Genomic DNA, 15,836 nt, shown 5'->3' with positions numbered 1-15,836 from the left:
CACAGAGCAGCCGGAAATCAAGCTACTGAGTCATGCTTACAGCCGCATAGCCGGCGCAGATACCTGTATCGGTCTTGTTTGCGGATTCTGGACAGTGGTGGGGGGCTGATTAGCCTTATCCACTTCTTTTTTCGCGTTGGCAGCCTGCACAATAGCACCGTATATTTGTTCCGCCTTCATACCTTTGGGCAGCGCAAGGTCCACCCCGTAATCGTCCTTGTGGTGGAATCCGGGAGTGGTGATCCTGAAATTCGCTTCCTGCTTTCCCTGCTCATCACGCTGCAAGGGCGTCATGAACTCATCGCTGCCGGTGATTGCATCCACTTTTGCTTTTATCTGGCTATTAGCCGCTGCTCGATCCTCCAAGAACCCTTTCATCTCATGATATCCTGCCAGATGAGGGAAAGCCGCGCCCCAATTATCGCCAACGAAAGTAGTTGCATAGCGTACCAGGTTTTCTCCCTTTGAAGATTCTTGTCCCTGCGAGTGCTGTGTCATCAGATATTCCAGCGCTTTGGAAGGCATCAGCTCAGGTGGTTTCTCCGGATGCTGCGGATCAGGCGTGCCGGGAAGACCGAACTTCACATTAATGCTGCCATATTCACCGCTCTGCGAATGTATTACCTGTACTTGTAGATTCTGCAACTCCGCCAGAAGCTCAGCCGCATTGGGGGCATTGGATTTCTGAATCTCCTGCGCCGCACTCTCTGTGACGAAAGCCTTAATGGCTTCCGCACGCGCCTCTATATTTTCGGCCACCTGCACAACCCTGTCGGGGTTCTGCGCAGAATTTTCCAGCCAGTAATGCGTACCGATAGGCTGGTTGGTTATGTTGTTAATGGTGGGGTCTGCTTTTTCTTTAATATCCGCCCATTTTAATAGCATTGCCGCTTCATCGGGCGTGAAGCCATGCGCATTTTTCCCTTCCTGCGCCATATTGACCTGCACCAGCTCTTTTATCTGATCACCGGCAGGCTGCATGGGTTGGAGTTTATTGAATATTTCAAACCCGGGAAGATTGCCCACTACCTGCTGGATCTGTTGTATCGCCGCTTCCGGTTCCGTGTTGTTATCTTTGAACTTAAGAGCAATACGGAGCCGTTCCTGATCATCGTCCATATGCATATGCAGGGGATTTTCATCCTTATGCATCGTAACCGGAGCATGCTTATGGGTAATCGTGGCGCTTGTCAGTTTACCGTCAAACAGATAGGCAAGATCCTGCTCTGCCGTCTGCCGTGTCATATCCGCAAATATGTTATGGTCCTGTGCAGCCGTACCCATGGCGGCGGATTGTGCGGGAACAGGATTGGTTGTTTGCTGTGCGACGGCAGCCCCATTGTGCGTATCCGGTGCAGGCGCGGGCTGGGTAGCGGATGCAGTGGGATTGATATTGTCTTGCACAACAGGCATAGTTTTCCCCTTCAATGGACTCTATGACAATTTATACCATGCAATCATTACAATATGATGACAATAGGGAATTTTTTACGTTTAATTTTTCAAGAAATTAGCGGCGCAGGGCTTTTTTCCTGCTTTTGATTTCGTCCTGCATCTTGCTGAGGTAACTTAGCCTTGTCGTAAGCGCAGAGGCAGATGGCAAATCTGATTTTTCAAACGCTTGCGCAATTTCCGCAACGGTTTTTTCTCTATCCTGCCTGTTATGGACCTCTATTTTCTCCATATCTTCGGCCGATACTGCTTCCGCCAACTGCTCGCGCATTTCCATGACTTCCATCAACAGCTCGCCGGACGGTTTGATTTCTTCCGCTTTGATGCCTTGAAGCGACAATAAATATTGAGCACGTTTCAGCGGGGATTTAAGCGTTTCATAGGCCGCATTGGCATACATGGATTGAGTGATGGCAAGCCTGCGTCCATCCTTGCCTTTGCCCGCAAGCCGATCCGGATGGAGTTCTTTTTGCACTGCAAAATAGCGTTTTTCGAGGTCGGCAGAATCGATGGCAAAGGTACGTGCTAAGCCGAATAATGAAAAGTAATCCTGTAAATGATGGCCATCCTCCACTGTAACTGCCCGTATCACACGTGGAACGATTCGCCGCAGCCGCACCGACCTTTTTCGTTAGGGTTGCGGAAGGTAAAACCGGTTTTCAGCTTTTCCTCGACATAATCCATTTCCGTCCCGATCAGGAAGAGCACCGCCTTGGGGTCGATCAGCACCTTGAATTCGCCTGCATCCACCACTTCGTCGAATTTCTCGATCGTATCGGCATATTCCACCGTATAGGAAAGCCCGGAGCACCCCTTCGTGCGCACACCGATCTTGATACCGGCGGACGGCTTGCCGCGCGCGGCCAGCAGCGCCATAATGCGCTCGGATGCGGCGGGGGTTATCGTGATCGGGCTTTTCATAGTTATAAGTTTTTAAGCAGCATGTTTCTTGCGATAGTCCGCAATGGCAGCCTTGATCGCATCTTCCGCAAGTACGGAGCAATGAATCTTTACCGGCGGCAATGCGAGATGTTCCGCGATCTGGCTGTTCTTCAATTCCAGCGCTTCGTCGATGGATTTGCCTTTCACCCACTCGGTTACGAGCGAGCTGGAAGCAATCGCCGAACCGCAGCCGAAGGTTTTGAATTTTGCATCTTCAATAATGCCTTCTTCGCTCACCTTGATCTGCAGTTTCATCACGTCGCCGCAGGCAGGCGCGCCCACCAGGCCGGTGCCTACGCTGTCGTCGTTCTTGTCCAGAGAACCCACGTTTCGCGGGTTTTCATAATGATCGATTACTTTTTCACTGTATGCCATAACACTTCTCCTTTAGTGGCCTGCCCACTCGATTTTGCTGATATCCACACCTTCCTGCACCATTTCCCATAACGGGCTCATTTCACGCAGGCGGTTAATGCTGTTTCTAACGGTTTCGATCGCATAATCAATCTCTTCTTCCGTCGTGAAGCGGCCGATGCCGAAACGGATCGAGGTATGCGCCATCTCTTCATTCACACCCAGCGCACGCAGCACGTAGGACGGTTCAAGCGAGGCAGACGTACAGGCCGAACCGGAAGATACGGCCAGATCCCTGATCGACATGATCATGGATTCGCCTTCGATATAGGCAAAGCTCAGATTGATATTGCCGGGATAGCGCTGTTCGCGGTCGCCGTTGAGATAGACATCCGGAATCGAATCCATGATCGCTTTCAGGAACTTATTGCTTAGGCGGCGGATATGTTCGTTATCCTTGCCCATTTCAAGCTGCGCGATGCGAGCGGCTTCACCGAGACCAACACAGAGCGGCGTTGCGAGCGTACCCGAACGCATGCCGCGTTCCTGTCCGCCGCCGCTGATGATCGGCTCGAGCCTTACGCGCGGACGGCGGCGCACATACAGCGCACCGACGCCTTTGGGGCCGTAAATCTTATGGCCGGAGATGCTCATCAGGTCGATATTCATCGCTTCCACGTCGAGCGGAATCTTTCCGTAGCCCTGCGCTGCATCCGTATGGAAAAACACGCCTTTTTCACGACAGATCGCACCAATTTCCTTGAGCGGCTGGATCACGCCGATCTCATTATTGACAGCCATCACGGACACAAGCGAAGTGGTATCCTTAATCGCAGCGCGCAGGACGTTCAGGTCGATAATGCCGTTCTTCTGCACTGGCAGATACGTGACTTCAAAACCTTCCTGTTCCAGCTGGCGGCAGGAGTCGAGCACGCATTTATGCTCCGTAACTACCGTAATAATATGATTTTTCTGATCTTTATTGAAGCGAGCAACGCCTTTGATGGCGATATTGTTGGATTCGGTCGCGCCGGAAGTAAAAATGATTTCCTTTTCGCTGGTGTTGATCAGCGACGCTACATGCCTGCGCGCAATATCCACCGCCTCTTCCGCTTCCCAGCCGAAAGCATGGCTGCGCGAATGCGGATTACCGAATTTTTCAGTAAAATAAGGCATCATGCTGGCAACAACGCGGCTATCCATGGGCGTTGTAGCCTGGTAATCCAGATAGATCGGTAGCTTTAAATTTGTCTTATTTTCCATTACCCTATTCCTTTTGAGGCATTAATTCTATTATACCCAAGTAATTTAGTCAACTACTGTGACCAGCTTTTTACGCGATGCGGCGTTGCAAAATCAGCCGTAATTGGTTAATATGCCGCCCGGCCAGGAGGCCCCCTGTACGGCAGGTGGCGGGAGTTTGGGTATTCCGCGCAGTATTTAATTTGGATCTCGCTCTTGTGAAGTACGCTGTTTCATACGCGCTGGCTATTGCACTATTGGTCCTGTCCTCCTGCAAGGACACGACTTCCGTACAGTTAGGCTATGTCGGCGACCGCGATACGTGCCATGACCAGGCGGAAGGCATCGTCGGAAAATATTTCGGCGATGATTTCGCATATGAGGCGGGCGCAGCGCCTAAGAACGGCGCGGCATTCGATAGTTTCTGCAGCTGTATGAAAGACCGCGGCTGGCGTATCAGCGGCTGTCCGCAACCTACTACGCAGGTGGCAGGCGCTCCAAGCCTCATGCCGCCTCCGGCAACTCAGACTGCGCAGGCTGCAAAACCCGGCAATGTCTATAATAATACCACCAACACTTATAACACGGCCGCTGCCGAACAGACACAGGCGCAGCAACAGCAGCAGCCTGTGGTCAATAATTATTACACGACAAACCATTACAATATGGCCTCTGCTGAGCAGCAAAAGGCGCAACCGGTCAATAACTACACCACCACGAATAATACCACGCAGGCTGCTCCGGCGAAAGAAGCCCAGCAACAGCCGCAGAATACCACTAATTACTATAACCGTTACACCACTCCGCAGCAGCAGACCGCAGCAGCAGGAGCACAGCCGGTTAACAACACCACCAATAATTATACGACCGCACAACAGGCAGCAGCGGCGAAACAGCAGCCGCAAACCGTCAACAATACTTATTACAACCGCTATACCACACCGCAACAACAGACCGCAGCGGGCGCTCAACCTGTTACCAACAATTATAATACGACTAACGCCACCACGACAGCCGCTGCCGCTCAGCCCAATGCACAGCCGCAAACGGTCAATAATTATTATAATCGCTATGGTGCAGCGCAGGGCGCTACTCAGCAAGCACAGAATGCTGCTGGCACACAACAACAGCAGCCTTCCAACAGCTATTATAATAATTATACATCTGCGAAAGGCGCTACCACTCAGCCGCAGAATGTGGCCAATAACTACACCACCAATCATTATGCCGCAGCACAACCGCAGGCAGCTGCAGCCGCACAGCCGGTCAGTAACAATTATACGACGAATAATAATTACGCAGCCCCTGCCTCCGCTGCAAAGCAGCCGCAGAATATCAGTAATACCTATAATTCCTACAATACTGCCCGCAATGCAGCCGCCGGTGCAGGTGGGCAACAGCCTACCAGCAATTATTATAATAATTATACCGCCGCCAAAGGCGCTGCTGCTCAACCGCAAAATGTCAGCAACAGCACGAGTAATTATAATAACACCTATAATAATGGAGGCACCGGCCACAGCGCTGCTGTTTCCGCTAACATGCCGCAGGCACCGGTTGCGAATTATTATAATACGACCAATCATTACGCCGCCGCTCAGCCGCAATCTGCTGCCGCCGCACAGAATTACAATACGACTAACACCTACAATTCAAGCCCGGCCGCTGCCAGACAGCCGCAGAACGTGAGCAACAGCACTAACAGCTATAATAATACCTATAATAACGGTAGTAATACTGGTCATAGCGCTGCAGTCTCTGGAGGCATGCCGCAGGCACCGGTTGCGAATTATTATAATACGACCAATCATTACGCCGCCGCTCAGCCGCAACCTGCTGCTGCAGCACAGAATTACAGCACGACAAACAACTACAATACGAGCCCGGCAGCCGCCCGGCAGCCACAGAACATCAACAATACCTATAACTCGTATAATGCCGCACGCGGTACCGCTTCCAGCGCGGTTGAAAAACCGCCGACAAATAATTATTACAATAATTACAGCACTGCCAAAGGTACTGCTCAGCAGCCAAACGTCAGTAACAATACCAGTAGCTACAGCAATACTTATAATAATAGCGGCAGCACCAGCCATAGCGCCGCTGTTTCTGCTGGCCTGCCTCAGACACCCGCTACAAGCTACTCTAACCACTACAGCGCCGCACAGCCGCCTGTGACCAACAATTATACCACTAATCATTACAGTAGCGCGCCGCCCCAAACCGAGAAAGCAGCACAGGCTGTTACGAATAATTACAGCACGAGCAACAGCTATAATACGAGCCCTGCTGCCGCAAAACAGCCGCAGAATATCAGCAATACCTATAACTCGTATAATGCTGCACGCAGTTCCACCTCCAGCGCGACCGAAAAACCGCCGACGAATAATTATTATAGTAATTACAGCGCTGCCAAAGGCGCTGCCGCTCAGCCGAACAATGTCAGCAACAGCACCAATAATTACAGCAATACCTATAATAGTGGCGGAAGCACCGGTCACAGCGCTGCTGTTTCCGCTTCCACAGGACTACCGCAGGCACCGGTTACAAATTACTATAATAATACGACGAATCATTATGCTGCCGCACAGCCGCAATCCGCAGCAGCCGCACAAAATTACAGCACGACCAATAATTATAACACGAGTCCTGCAGTAGCGAAGCAACCGCAGAATATCAGCAATAATACGTATAATTCATATAACGCCGCGCGTGGTGCCGTACCTACCGCAAGTGACAAGCAACCGACAAATAATTATTACAATAATTACAGCGCTGCCAAAGGTGCTGCCGCACAGCCAAATGTCAGCAACAGCACGAATAATTACAATACGTATAATGCCGGACATGCAGCAGCCGGAACTGCGGCGCAGCCCACCTATAACTCTTACAACACTTACAACAACGCCAGAGGTGCCGCTGCCGGTGCCCAACCGCAGAATGTGACCAATAATTATAACACATATAACCCTGCTCACCCTGCATCCGGTGCAAACACCGTCAACAATCATTATGCAACGAGCAATAATTATGCTGCCCCCCAAGGGGGAAGCAGTGCCGGTGTGAACGCTGGCGTCAGTGCGAGGACATCCGCAGCTCCAACGGTCAATAATTACTATAACCGCTATAGCACACCCCAGACTGGCGCAGCGGCTCAACCCGTGACTAATAATTACACCACCAATCACTACAGCGCGACACCAGCGAAAGAAGCGGCGGGGGCTCAGCCTGTCAATAATTATACGACCAATAATACCTATACAGGCTCTTCTTCGGCGCAGCCGCAGCCTGGCAATAATTACTATAATACCACCAATAACCGCTATACGACGGCGGGGCATCCGGCGGCCAATCAGACTGCAAATACGTATAACAATGCGGCCAATAACACCGTGAATAACAGCACCAGCAATGTCAGCAACACGAAGAACATCACCAATAATCCTTTCGGGCCCAATGGCGCACGCATTCCTCCCTGTACCCCGCGCACTCCTCCGACAGTCCTTTGCTATCTACCGCCCCAGCCCGGCCTTCCCCTTACAACGGTTAATTCTTCCGTCAGCGGGAACGGTACCAACATCAACGGCCAGCATGTGATCGGCGGTCCGGTTACAACCACTGTCACAACGACCATCACCACTGCTCCGGCACCGGCTGCTGCACCCCAGTTGACTCCACCGCCTCAGTAATCAGGAGAGATTATGCTTACCGTGTTAAACCGGCTCTACCAGACCATCAGCGAGCGCAAAGGCGCCGATCCGCAATCGTCTTATGCGGCGAGCCTCTTTGCCAAAGGCTCCAAGAAGATCGCCCAGAAGGTCGGTGAGGAAGCAACGGAAGTCGTTCTGGCCGCTGCCGGAGGCGATCAGCATGAAATTATCAGCGAAAGCGCTGACCTGCTGTTTCACCTGTCAGTGCTTTGGGCACAGCATGGTGTCACGCCTGAGGATGTTGCCGCCGAACTCTCCGCCCGCGAAGGCACTTCCGGCATAGAGGAAAAGAAGCAACGGGCAAAGCCTTAACGGCCCGCGCGAAACTTTATGTGCTTGCCCTAATAAGCCGCGATGCTATATTGCCTTCCCCGAATTTAATTTTGGAAGGTAGCCATGCGTAAACTTACTGCTGCACTGATTCTTACCACCATCGTGGCCGGTGGGGCCTACACTTATTATTGGACCCAACAGGCGAACGTGCTGAAAGCCAATTTTGAACAGTCCGTTGCACAGGCTAATGAGCAGATCAGAGCGCTGAATAAGGATATTACCTTCCTGCGCTACGAATCCGTGACCACGTCCGGTTTTCCCTTCCTGATCCGCCTTGATATCGCCAAGCCGGTTATCGAGCTTCCGCTTTCCTCCATCGCGCATGATGTTGCCAGCCGCATGAGCAAGGACGCATCTGCCATTCCTGAAAGCAAGGATGATGCCCGTCTGCAGGTTACCTATAGCGACAAGATTTCACTGTCGACCAATATGATGTACGATCGCTTTACTGCTACTCTGTCGGGCGATATGACCCTTGTTCCGAGTATCAATGGCAAAGCGCACGAAGCTCTCGTAACCACACTTTCCTCCCCTACGGAATGCCATTTGGCCATCAACCATGCTGACCGTGTGCCGCAAAGCATTTCTGAAGCGTTTTCGGGCCCCGAGGCTTTTTTCGATTCCTTCCGCTCAATCGACTGCGACATGAAAGGAGCCGTTACGAAATACGCCGATTCCGCACAGACGCTTTCCACGGTTGACGGTATAGAGCTCACCCTCACCAGCGAGCCGATGGACCAGAAAAATAAGCATATCACGCTTCACTCCGATTTACGCAATGTCAAAGCAACTCCGGCATATGACGAGTTCGCCAACACCTATCTTCTGCCGCTCTTTTATGATTTGACGAATGTTCCGCAAGCGCAGCGCTCGGCCCATGTGGAAGTCTCTCAGCTGGGTGAACAGAACAGCCTGATCGATGCTACTTATGAAGGTCCGTTGAACCAGCAGGATCTGCTCGACCCCACCGCCACTGTTAAACTGGACGTGCAGGCGCTGAACTCCAAGAACGCTCTTTATGATGCTAATAACGAGGCGCATTTCAATAGCAGCATTCAGAATGATGAACGTCATACCGCACTCAATCTTCATTCGAATTTAACGGTCACGAGCCAGTATGAAGACCTTATGACCAAACAGCTGACGCTCATGCTGGGCGAGGCGGGCAAAAATCCAATGCAACCCGGAATCATTCAAAGCCTTCCGCCTGGCGTTAAGCCGGAAGTGCTGGCAAATGCCCTCGTTCCCAAGCTGCATAACGCGGGTAAAATGCGGCTCGATGCCGATCTGCAGGTTACGGGCAGCAAGAACGGTAACATTGTGGATGTGAAAAAGCTGGATATTAACAATCTCGACCTCCTGAGCGAAAAAGGCGGCCTTAAGCTTAAGGGAAGCGGCACGTTCAGTTCCGCACCGACAATGCCAGTGGGAGATATCACAATTACCTGCGTCTCCTGCGATACGCTTGTTGACGATATCGGCGGTTACAGCATCAATATCGACGATGCAATGGCGCCAGGGCGTCCGGGTCAGGTGCATTATGTCACCCCGCAGCTGGTGGAAGGCGTGAAGCAGTTCCTGCATGCAATCAGCGAGCAGCCGACCGATAAAACTGCCAAAGACATTGACGTGAAGCTCGTTTCCGACTCCACCAACAAGGTTACCGTCAGCGGCAAGCAACCGATGGAAGTGATCGGCCTGTTCGGCGTCAATGTAGGCCAGAATCTGCAGCATGTGGAACCGACAGCACCGAATGCTGGTACGGCAACGCCGGCTCCTGCAGCGCCTGCCGCCACGCCGCAGCCGAAAGCGGAACCGGCTCCAGCCAAGCCGGAAACCGCTGCACCGGTGCCAAGCCAGCCTGCAAAATAAAGGTTGCAAGGAGCGAGCGGAAACTGTTTTCTAACGGGTATGCGTACATTCATTAAGGAATCGCTGCCCTGGAGAGATCCGGTTTCCGCCGCTCATGCACTGGCAAAACAGGAGCAATGCTTCGCGCTGCTTTATTCCGGCCAGCAGACAGCGCCCACAGGACGTTATTCTTTTCTTGCGCTCCATCCGCTGGAAACCGTTTCAGGCGAACATTTTTCTTCCCTTGCTGACAGGCTGGGCTCTGATTGCGGCCGATTCGACAATCTCTGGTTCGGCTATTTAGGCTATGAGCTGCTGCACGATATTGAGGTGCTGCCAGCAGAACATAAAAGCTATATTACTTTACCCGGTCTTCGCTTTACCCGGTTCGGCCTTGTGCTGGCATTCGACCATCGTGATCAAACCGTTACCGCTTATCGTTTGCCGGAAATAACATTGCCGCCGTGGGATGATTTTGCTCCCCCCTCCCCCGTTTTTTCTGAGGTACAGTCGCTTACTTCATCCATGCAGCGGCAACGCTATCTGGAAATCATCCGCAGTACGAAAGATGCCATCGCGCGCGGTGATTTTTATCAGGCGAATATCACACGTAAATTCACCGGCACATTCCGCACGCAGCCTGACTTATTCTCCTTATTTTTGCAGCTTGCCAAAGCAAGTCCCGCCGCTTACAGCGCTCTCATACGTCATGAGAATACTACCATTATTTCTTCCAGCCCGGAATGTTTCCTGACTGTAGACGATCAGGGAAATATGCAATCGCGCCCCATCAAGGGAACAGCACCGCGTTTTGCCGATGAAACACAGGATGAGGCATCGCGCGCTGCACTTGCCGCAAGTGAAAAAGATAAAGCCGAGAACCTCATGATCGTGGATCTCATGCGCAACGATCTTGCCCGCAGCTGTGTACCGGGCAGCGTCAAGGTCGAACGGCTTTTTGAAATCTCTTCTTATGCAACGCTCCACCATATGGCATCCACCATCACGGGGCAAAAACGCGCTGACATATCCACGCTTGATGCCGTCCGGAGCTGCTTTCCGCCCGGCTCCATGACCGGCGCGCCGAAGATCAGCGCTATGCGCTGGTGCCTGGAACATGAAGCTATCCGTCGCGGCGTTTATAGCGGAGCGCTGGGCTGGTTTGGCGGTGACGGTTCATGCGATCTGTCCGTCGTCATCCGCACGCTCGTCATTGAAGATAACCGTTTCGAATTTCAGACCGGCGGCGCTATCACCTCCGGCTCCGATCCAGAAAATGAATGGCAGGAAACCATGACCAAGGCGCGCGGCATCATGAACGCTTTAGGAGTGGATATGACACGATTGGAACAGCTCTAAAATTATTGAAACTTGAAGGACAAAGCACAATTGGGCGTGCCGCCATTCTGCGCTGTTGAATATTTTTGCGTTCCTCCCCCTACACCGCCATTATCAAAACAGTTTTTACTGGCCGCAGCGACTGCTGTCGTATCCGGCGTACACCATGCATAGGCAGCGCTATAGCCTCCCATTCCTTGGGTACCCGCTCCTGCCGCATAAATCGGATCGTTACTGTTTAATACGTTATAGCTCAGAAAACAGGCGATAACGCGCCCGGATTGCGGCAAACCGTCATCCAGCTTTTTGTCAATATTATAGGCCTGCTGCACCGTGATGCCGGGACTTGCCGCCGAAAATACTTCCCAGCTCAACTGGCTCACCGCCGATACCGCGAAATAGTTTTCATAGTTCATGCTGTATACATAGACGTAATTACCACTGCCGATTTTTGCGAATGGAAGCCAGGCTGAAATAGGCGGAGAAGAAGAAGCCGTTAATGTTCCTATAATGCCGCCCGAGCCACCGGAAGTCGCCGGATAATTTCCGGCAATCTGGTCCTGGCCTTTTATACCGGCATCGATTAGCCCGGCCGTGCTCAGATCTTCCCAGAACACGCCTAATTCACCGTTACATCCTACGCCTCTATATTGAGGCGTACCGCCGCAATTAGCCTCCAGCACACCATTGCCATCCCCCTGACCTTCCAGCGTACCGCGTGTCTGAAAGCCGAATTTGCTGGCCATAGGCTCGGGTATATCCCCCGGTATATAACCATACTTTGCCTGAAAAGTATGTACAGCCGTGTTGTATTTATCCAGTTGCGCCATCTGCGCACGCACGGAAGCGGCCTCGATCAGATCCCGCCCGGTCAATATGCCGCCCACAATCAGGCCGATAACCACCAGCACGATGCTGAGTTCTATAAGGGTAAAGCCTTGTCTGCTCATTACCGCATTTTACAATTTTTACAGGATTATTTATATAGCGAAGTGAATAATCCGCTATCCTCTTCATCTATCTTCTTAAACATACCAGTAAGTCTAACATATCCTGTGGCAATGGGGCATGAAATTCCATCACCTTGCCGCTTACCGGGTGCACCAGCGTCAATTGTTCCGCATGCAATGCCTGCCTGTCAAAATCAAATTGCTTGCCCGCACGACCATATACCGGATCGCCGATAAGTGGATGGCCTATATGCGTCATATGTACGCGTATCTGGTGCGTGCGCCCGGTTTCCAGTATGCAGCGCACGAGTGTGCTGTCTTTCAGTATTTCTTCCGTCCTGTAATGCGTTAAGGCATGTTTGCCGCCGGATTTAACAACAGCCATTTTCTTCCGGTTGGTGGGCGAACGCGCAATATTGCCTTCAATCGTGCCGGAAAGCGGTTTCGGCACTCCCTTCACGACGGCCAGATACTGGCGCTTGAGCGTGCGTTCGGCCAATTGCGCCGCCAGATGTCTGTGCGCCGTGTCATGCTTGGCGACCACAAGCAGTCCGCTCGTGTCCTTATCGATCCTATGGACGATGCCCGGGCGCATTACCCCCCCAATACCGGAAAGCGAATCGCCGCAATGGGCGAGCAAGGCGTTGACCAGCGTATCCTCCGTATGGCCCGGTGCGGGATGAACGGTCATGCCGGGTGCCTTATTGATCACCAGCAGGTCGGCATCCTCATATACAATCTCAAGCGCCAGCGGATTAGCTTTTACCTCACTTGCCTGAGGCGGCAACAGGGTGATTTCGTATATATCCCCCTGTTTGACCTTACGGGACGAGTCTGTTATGGTGCGGCCCTCAGCCTTTACGCACTCTGTTTCGATAAGCTGCTGTATACGGCTGCGGGAAAAATCCGGCAAACGCGCAGCGAGGCATTTATCCAACCTTACGCCAATGTCGGAAGCTTCGGTAACCACTATTTTGATCGAGTCGTTCATATCTCATGATTAACTACATTTCCACGCGCGGACAAGCCCCTGTTTTGTCGTTTAAAGATGTCGTGATGGCCGGACTTGCCAGCGACGGGGGGCTTTATGTACCCGATTCCATTCCCGTTTTCGCTCCGCACGAGCTTACGCAGATGGCGGCGCTACCTTATACGGAGCTGGCGCTGCGCGTGATGCAGCCTTTTATCGGTGACTCCATTCCTTCCAAGGACCTTGCTGCTCTTATCGAAGAGTCTTATACAGGCTTCCGCCACAAGGCCATAGCTCCGCTCAAGCAGCTTGGCCATAACGACTTCCTGCTGGAGTTGTTTCATGGCCCGACGCTGGCATTTAAAGATTTCGCGCTGCAGTTTCTCGGACGCGTGCTGGAATATTTCCTGGAAAAAGAACATAAGCAATTGACTGTCGTCGGTGCGACTTCCGGCGATACAGGATCAGCTGCGATTGAAGGTTGCCGTGGACGTAAGAACATGCGTATTTTCATCCTGCATCCGCATGGCCGTGTCTCGGATGTGCAGCGCCGCCAGATGACAACGGTTGCAGATGACAATGTCTTCAATCTTGCCGTGAAAGGCACTTTTGACGATTGCCAGGATATCGTTAAATCCTTGTTTGCCGATCAGGCATTCAGGGAAAAACAACATCTCACCGCCGTTAATTCCATCAACTGGGCACGTATTCTGGCGCAGGTCGTGTATTATTTCTATGCAGGGCTTGCTCTGGGCGCTCCGGCGCGCCAGGTCAGTTTCTGCGTGCCGACGGGTAATTTCGGGGATATTTTTGCAGGCTATATCGCCCATAAAATGGGCCTGCCGATCGGCAAGCTTATCATTGCGACCAACAGCAACGATATTCTCGCGCGCTGCCTGAAAACCGGAACGTATGATATGGCGGGCGTTTCACCGACACTGAGCCCAAGCATGGATATCCAGATTTCCAGCAATTTTGAGCGCCTGCTATTCGATCTTTACGGACGCGACGGCAAGGCCATCGCTGGCATCATGCAGGATTTCCGTGAGAAGCGCAGCTTTACCCTAACGCCTGCCGCTCTGCAGCAACTGCGTGGCCTGTTCGCTGCTGAAAGCTGTGACGACGAACGGACGCTTGCTACTATCCGCAGTGTTCAGGAAGAAACCGGCGAATTACTTGATCCGCATAGTGCCGTCGGCGTTGCTGTGGCAAGGAAATTGAACCCCTCTCCTGTTTCACCCGTTGTCACGCTTGCGACCGCGCATCCCGCTAAATTCCCGGATGCTGTGAAGAAAGCTACCGGCATTCATCCCGCTCTGCCGGAACATGTAGCCGGTATTATGGATATGAAGGAAAGACTTGAAGTGGTCGCCAATGATTTTGCCACCATCAAGCAATCTATTGAGAGCCGCTCATGACTTATCAGCTTTCCACTCTCCCCAACGGTCTGCGTGTTGCAACCGAAACACTTCCCGGTATGGAATCCGTCACGGTTGCAGTGACGGTCGATGTCGGCGCGCGTTTTGAAAATACCCATGAAGGCGGCATTTCGCATATGCTGGAACATATGGCATTCAAGGGAACGCAGCGCCGCAGCGCACGCGATATCGCTGAAGAGATGGATATGGTCGGCGGCAATATGAACGCATACACTTCCATGGAAAATACGGTTTATTACACACGTGTTTTGAAGAATGACGTGCCGCTCGCGGTCGACATGCTGGCCGATATATTGCAGCATTCCGTTTTCGATAAGGACGAGCTGGAGCGCGAGCGGCAGGTGATCCTGCAGGAAATTGCCATGCATTACGATACGCCGGATGATCTGGTGTTCGATCATTTCAGCTCGGCAGCATTTGCGGAACAGCCGATCGGTCGCTCTATTCTCGGACTTCCCGAGCAGGTCAGCAGTTATAAAAGTGATGACCTGATGCATTATATGGGCAAGCATTACCATGCTTCCAGCATGGTCATCACAGCGGCGGGTAATATCAATCACGATGCATTTGTGAAGCTGGCAGGTGAGCATTTTTCTTCGATCTCCACCAAGCCACATGCCACCGCGCCACAGGGGCGTTATACAGGCGGCGACCGGCGCACAAAGCGCAAGCTCGAGCAGTTGCATTTCATGCTCGGCTTCCAGGGGATTTCTTTTCTGGATAACGATTATTATACGTGGCAGCTCATGGCGACGATTCTGGGAGGCGGCATGTCATCGCGCCTTTTCCAGGAAGTGCGTGAGAAGCGCGGCCTTGCCTATACGGTGCAGGCTTTCGTTTCCTCCTACTCCGATGCTGGGCTTCTAGGCATTTACGCTGCCACTTCCGAAGACAAGGCAGCTGATATGATTCCAGTTATCTGCGCTGAAGCGCTTCGTCTGCAGCAGGGTATCAGCGAGCATGAGCTGCAGCGTGCCAAGAACCAGATTAAATCCGGCCTTCTGATGTCACGTGAAAGCAGTTCGGCTGTGGCGGAATGGATCGGCAGGCATATCTTGTGCTATGGCCGTTACCGGACGGCCGCAGAAATCACTACGCTGATCGACGCTATTACGGCAGATGACATCATGCACGCCGGGCAGCGCCTGCTTGCGCACAGGAATATTACCGTTACCACGCTTGGGCCGCAGAAAAAACTGCCGGATTATGGAGCGATACAGGCTTATCTGGCGGCTTAATAGTAGTTGCAACCTGG

At 52.3% G+C, this 15,836-nt stretch carries 13 protein-coding genes; 6 read left to right on the top strand and 7 right to left on the bottom strand.

Annotated features, from left to right (window positions below):
* Positions 1-36: 36 nt before the first annotated feature.
* The 5 genes from VFT64_00725 to VFT64_00705 all read right to left on the bottom strand — a co-directional run bounded on the left by VFT64_00725 (position 37) and on the right by VFT64_00705 (position 4,011).
* Entirely contained in the window at positions 37-1,413 is a 1,377-nt protein-coding gene (locus VFT64_00725) for a hypothetical protein (GenBank protein HEU5046345.1), read from the bottom strand.
* A 97-nt stretch (positions 1,414-1,510) separates the two neighbouring features.
* Positions 1,511-2,044, bottom strand: a complete 534-nt coding sequence (gene hscB / locus VFT64_00720) for a Fe-S protein assembly co-chaperone HscB (protein ID HEU5046344.1) — start codon at positions 2,042-2,044, stop codon at positions 1,511-1,513.
* Entirely contained in the window at positions 2,041-2,373 is a 333-nt protein-coding gene (locus VFT64_00715; GenBank protein HEU5046343.1) for an iron-sulfur cluster assembly accessory protein, read from the bottom strand. The genes hscB and VFT64_00715 overlap by 4 nt, the downstream gene beginning before the upstream one ends.
* A 12-nt stretch (positions 2,374-2,385) precedes the next feature.
* Positions 2,386-2,769, bottom strand: coding sequence for a Fe-S cluster assembly scaffold IscU (gene iscU / locus VFT64_00710; GenBank protein ID HEU5046342.1), 384 nt, complete (start codon positions 2,767-2,769; stop codon positions 2,386-2,388).
* Positions 2,770-2,781: 12 nt separating this feature from the next.
* The gene (locus tag VFT64_00705; protein ID HEU5046341.1) at positions 2,782-4,011 is read right to left on the bottom strand and encodes an IscS subfamily cysteine desulfurase; all 1,230 of its coding nucleotides are present in this window, start codon (positions 4,009-4,011) and stop codon (positions 2,782-2,784) included.
* Between the two features lie 197 nt (positions 4,012-4,208).
* Between VFT64_00705 and VFT64_00700 the strand changes: the two genes are divergently transcribed.
* The 4 genes from VFT64_00700 to VFT64_00685 all read left to right on the top strand — a co-directional run bounded on the left by VFT64_00700 (position 4,209) and on the right by VFT64_00685 (position 11,243).
* Positions 4,209-7,679 carry a hypothetical protein gene (locus VFT64_00700; protein ID HEU5046340.1) on the top strand — a complete coding sequence of 1,157 codons (3,471 nt, stop codon included), beginning with the start codon at positions 4,209-4,211 and terminating at the stop codon, positions 7,677-7,679.
* A gap of 12 nt (positions 7,680-7,691) precedes the next feature.
* Entirely contained in the window at positions 7,692-8,012 is a 321-nt protein-coding gene (locus tag VFT64_00695) for a phosphoribosyl-ATP diphosphatase (GenBank protein ID HEU5046339.1), read from the top strand.
* Positions 8,013-8,096: 84 nt separating this feature from the next.
* A complete protein-coding gene (locus tag VFT64_00690) occupies positions 8,097-9,905 on the top strand; it encodes a hypothetical protein (protein ID HEU5046338.1) in 1,809 nt (602 codons plus the stop codon).
* A 39-nt stretch (positions 9,906-9,944) separates the two neighbouring features.
* Entirely contained in the window at positions 9,945-11,243 is a 1,299-nt protein-coding gene (locus VFT64_00685; GenBank protein HEU5046337.1) for an anthranilate synthase component I family protein, read from the top strand.
* A gap of 2 nt (positions 11,244-11,245) precedes the next feature.
* Here VFT64_00685 and VFT64_00680 read toward each other — a convergent pair whose 3' ends face one another.
* Together VFT64_00680 and VFT64_00675 are read right to left on the bottom strand one after the other, a co-directional pair.
* Entirely contained in the window at positions 11,246-12,172 is a 927-nt protein-coding gene (locus VFT64_00680) for a prepilin-type N-terminal cleavage/methylation domain-containing protein (GenBank protein HEU5046336.1), read from the bottom strand.
* 67 nt (positions 12,173-12,239) lie between these two features.
* Positions 12,240-13,163 carry an RluA family pseudouridine synthase gene (locus VFT64_00675; protein ID HEU5046335.1) on the bottom strand — a complete coding sequence of 308 codons (924 nt, stop codon included), beginning with the start codon at positions 13,161-13,163 and terminating at the stop codon, positions 12,240-12,242.
* Positions 13,164-13,168: 5 nt separating this feature from the next.
* Here VFT64_00675 and thrC point away from each other — a divergent pair, with 5 nt between their 5' ends.
* Complete coding sequence (gene thrC / locus VFT64_00670; GenBank protein ID HEU5046334.1) at positions 13,169-14,560, top strand: threonine synthase; 1,392 nt, start codon at positions 13,169-13,171, stop codon at positions 14,558-14,560.
* Complete coding sequence (locus VFT64_00665; GenBank protein HEU5046333.1) at positions 14,557-15,819, top strand: pitrilysin family protein; 1,263 nt, start codon at positions 14,557-14,559, stop codon at positions 15,817-15,819. The genes thrC and VFT64_00665 overlap by 4 nt, the downstream gene beginning before the upstream one ends.
* Positions 15,820-15,836: the final 17 nt, after the last annotated feature.

It is taken from the genome of Rickettsiales bacterium, from assembly GCA_035765535.1.
Taxonomy (GTDB): domain Bacteria; phylum Pseudomonadota; class Alphaproteobacteria; order Rickettsiales; family JABCZZ01; genus JABCZZ01.
This window is presented reverse-complemented; position numbering and strand designations above follow the sequence as displayed.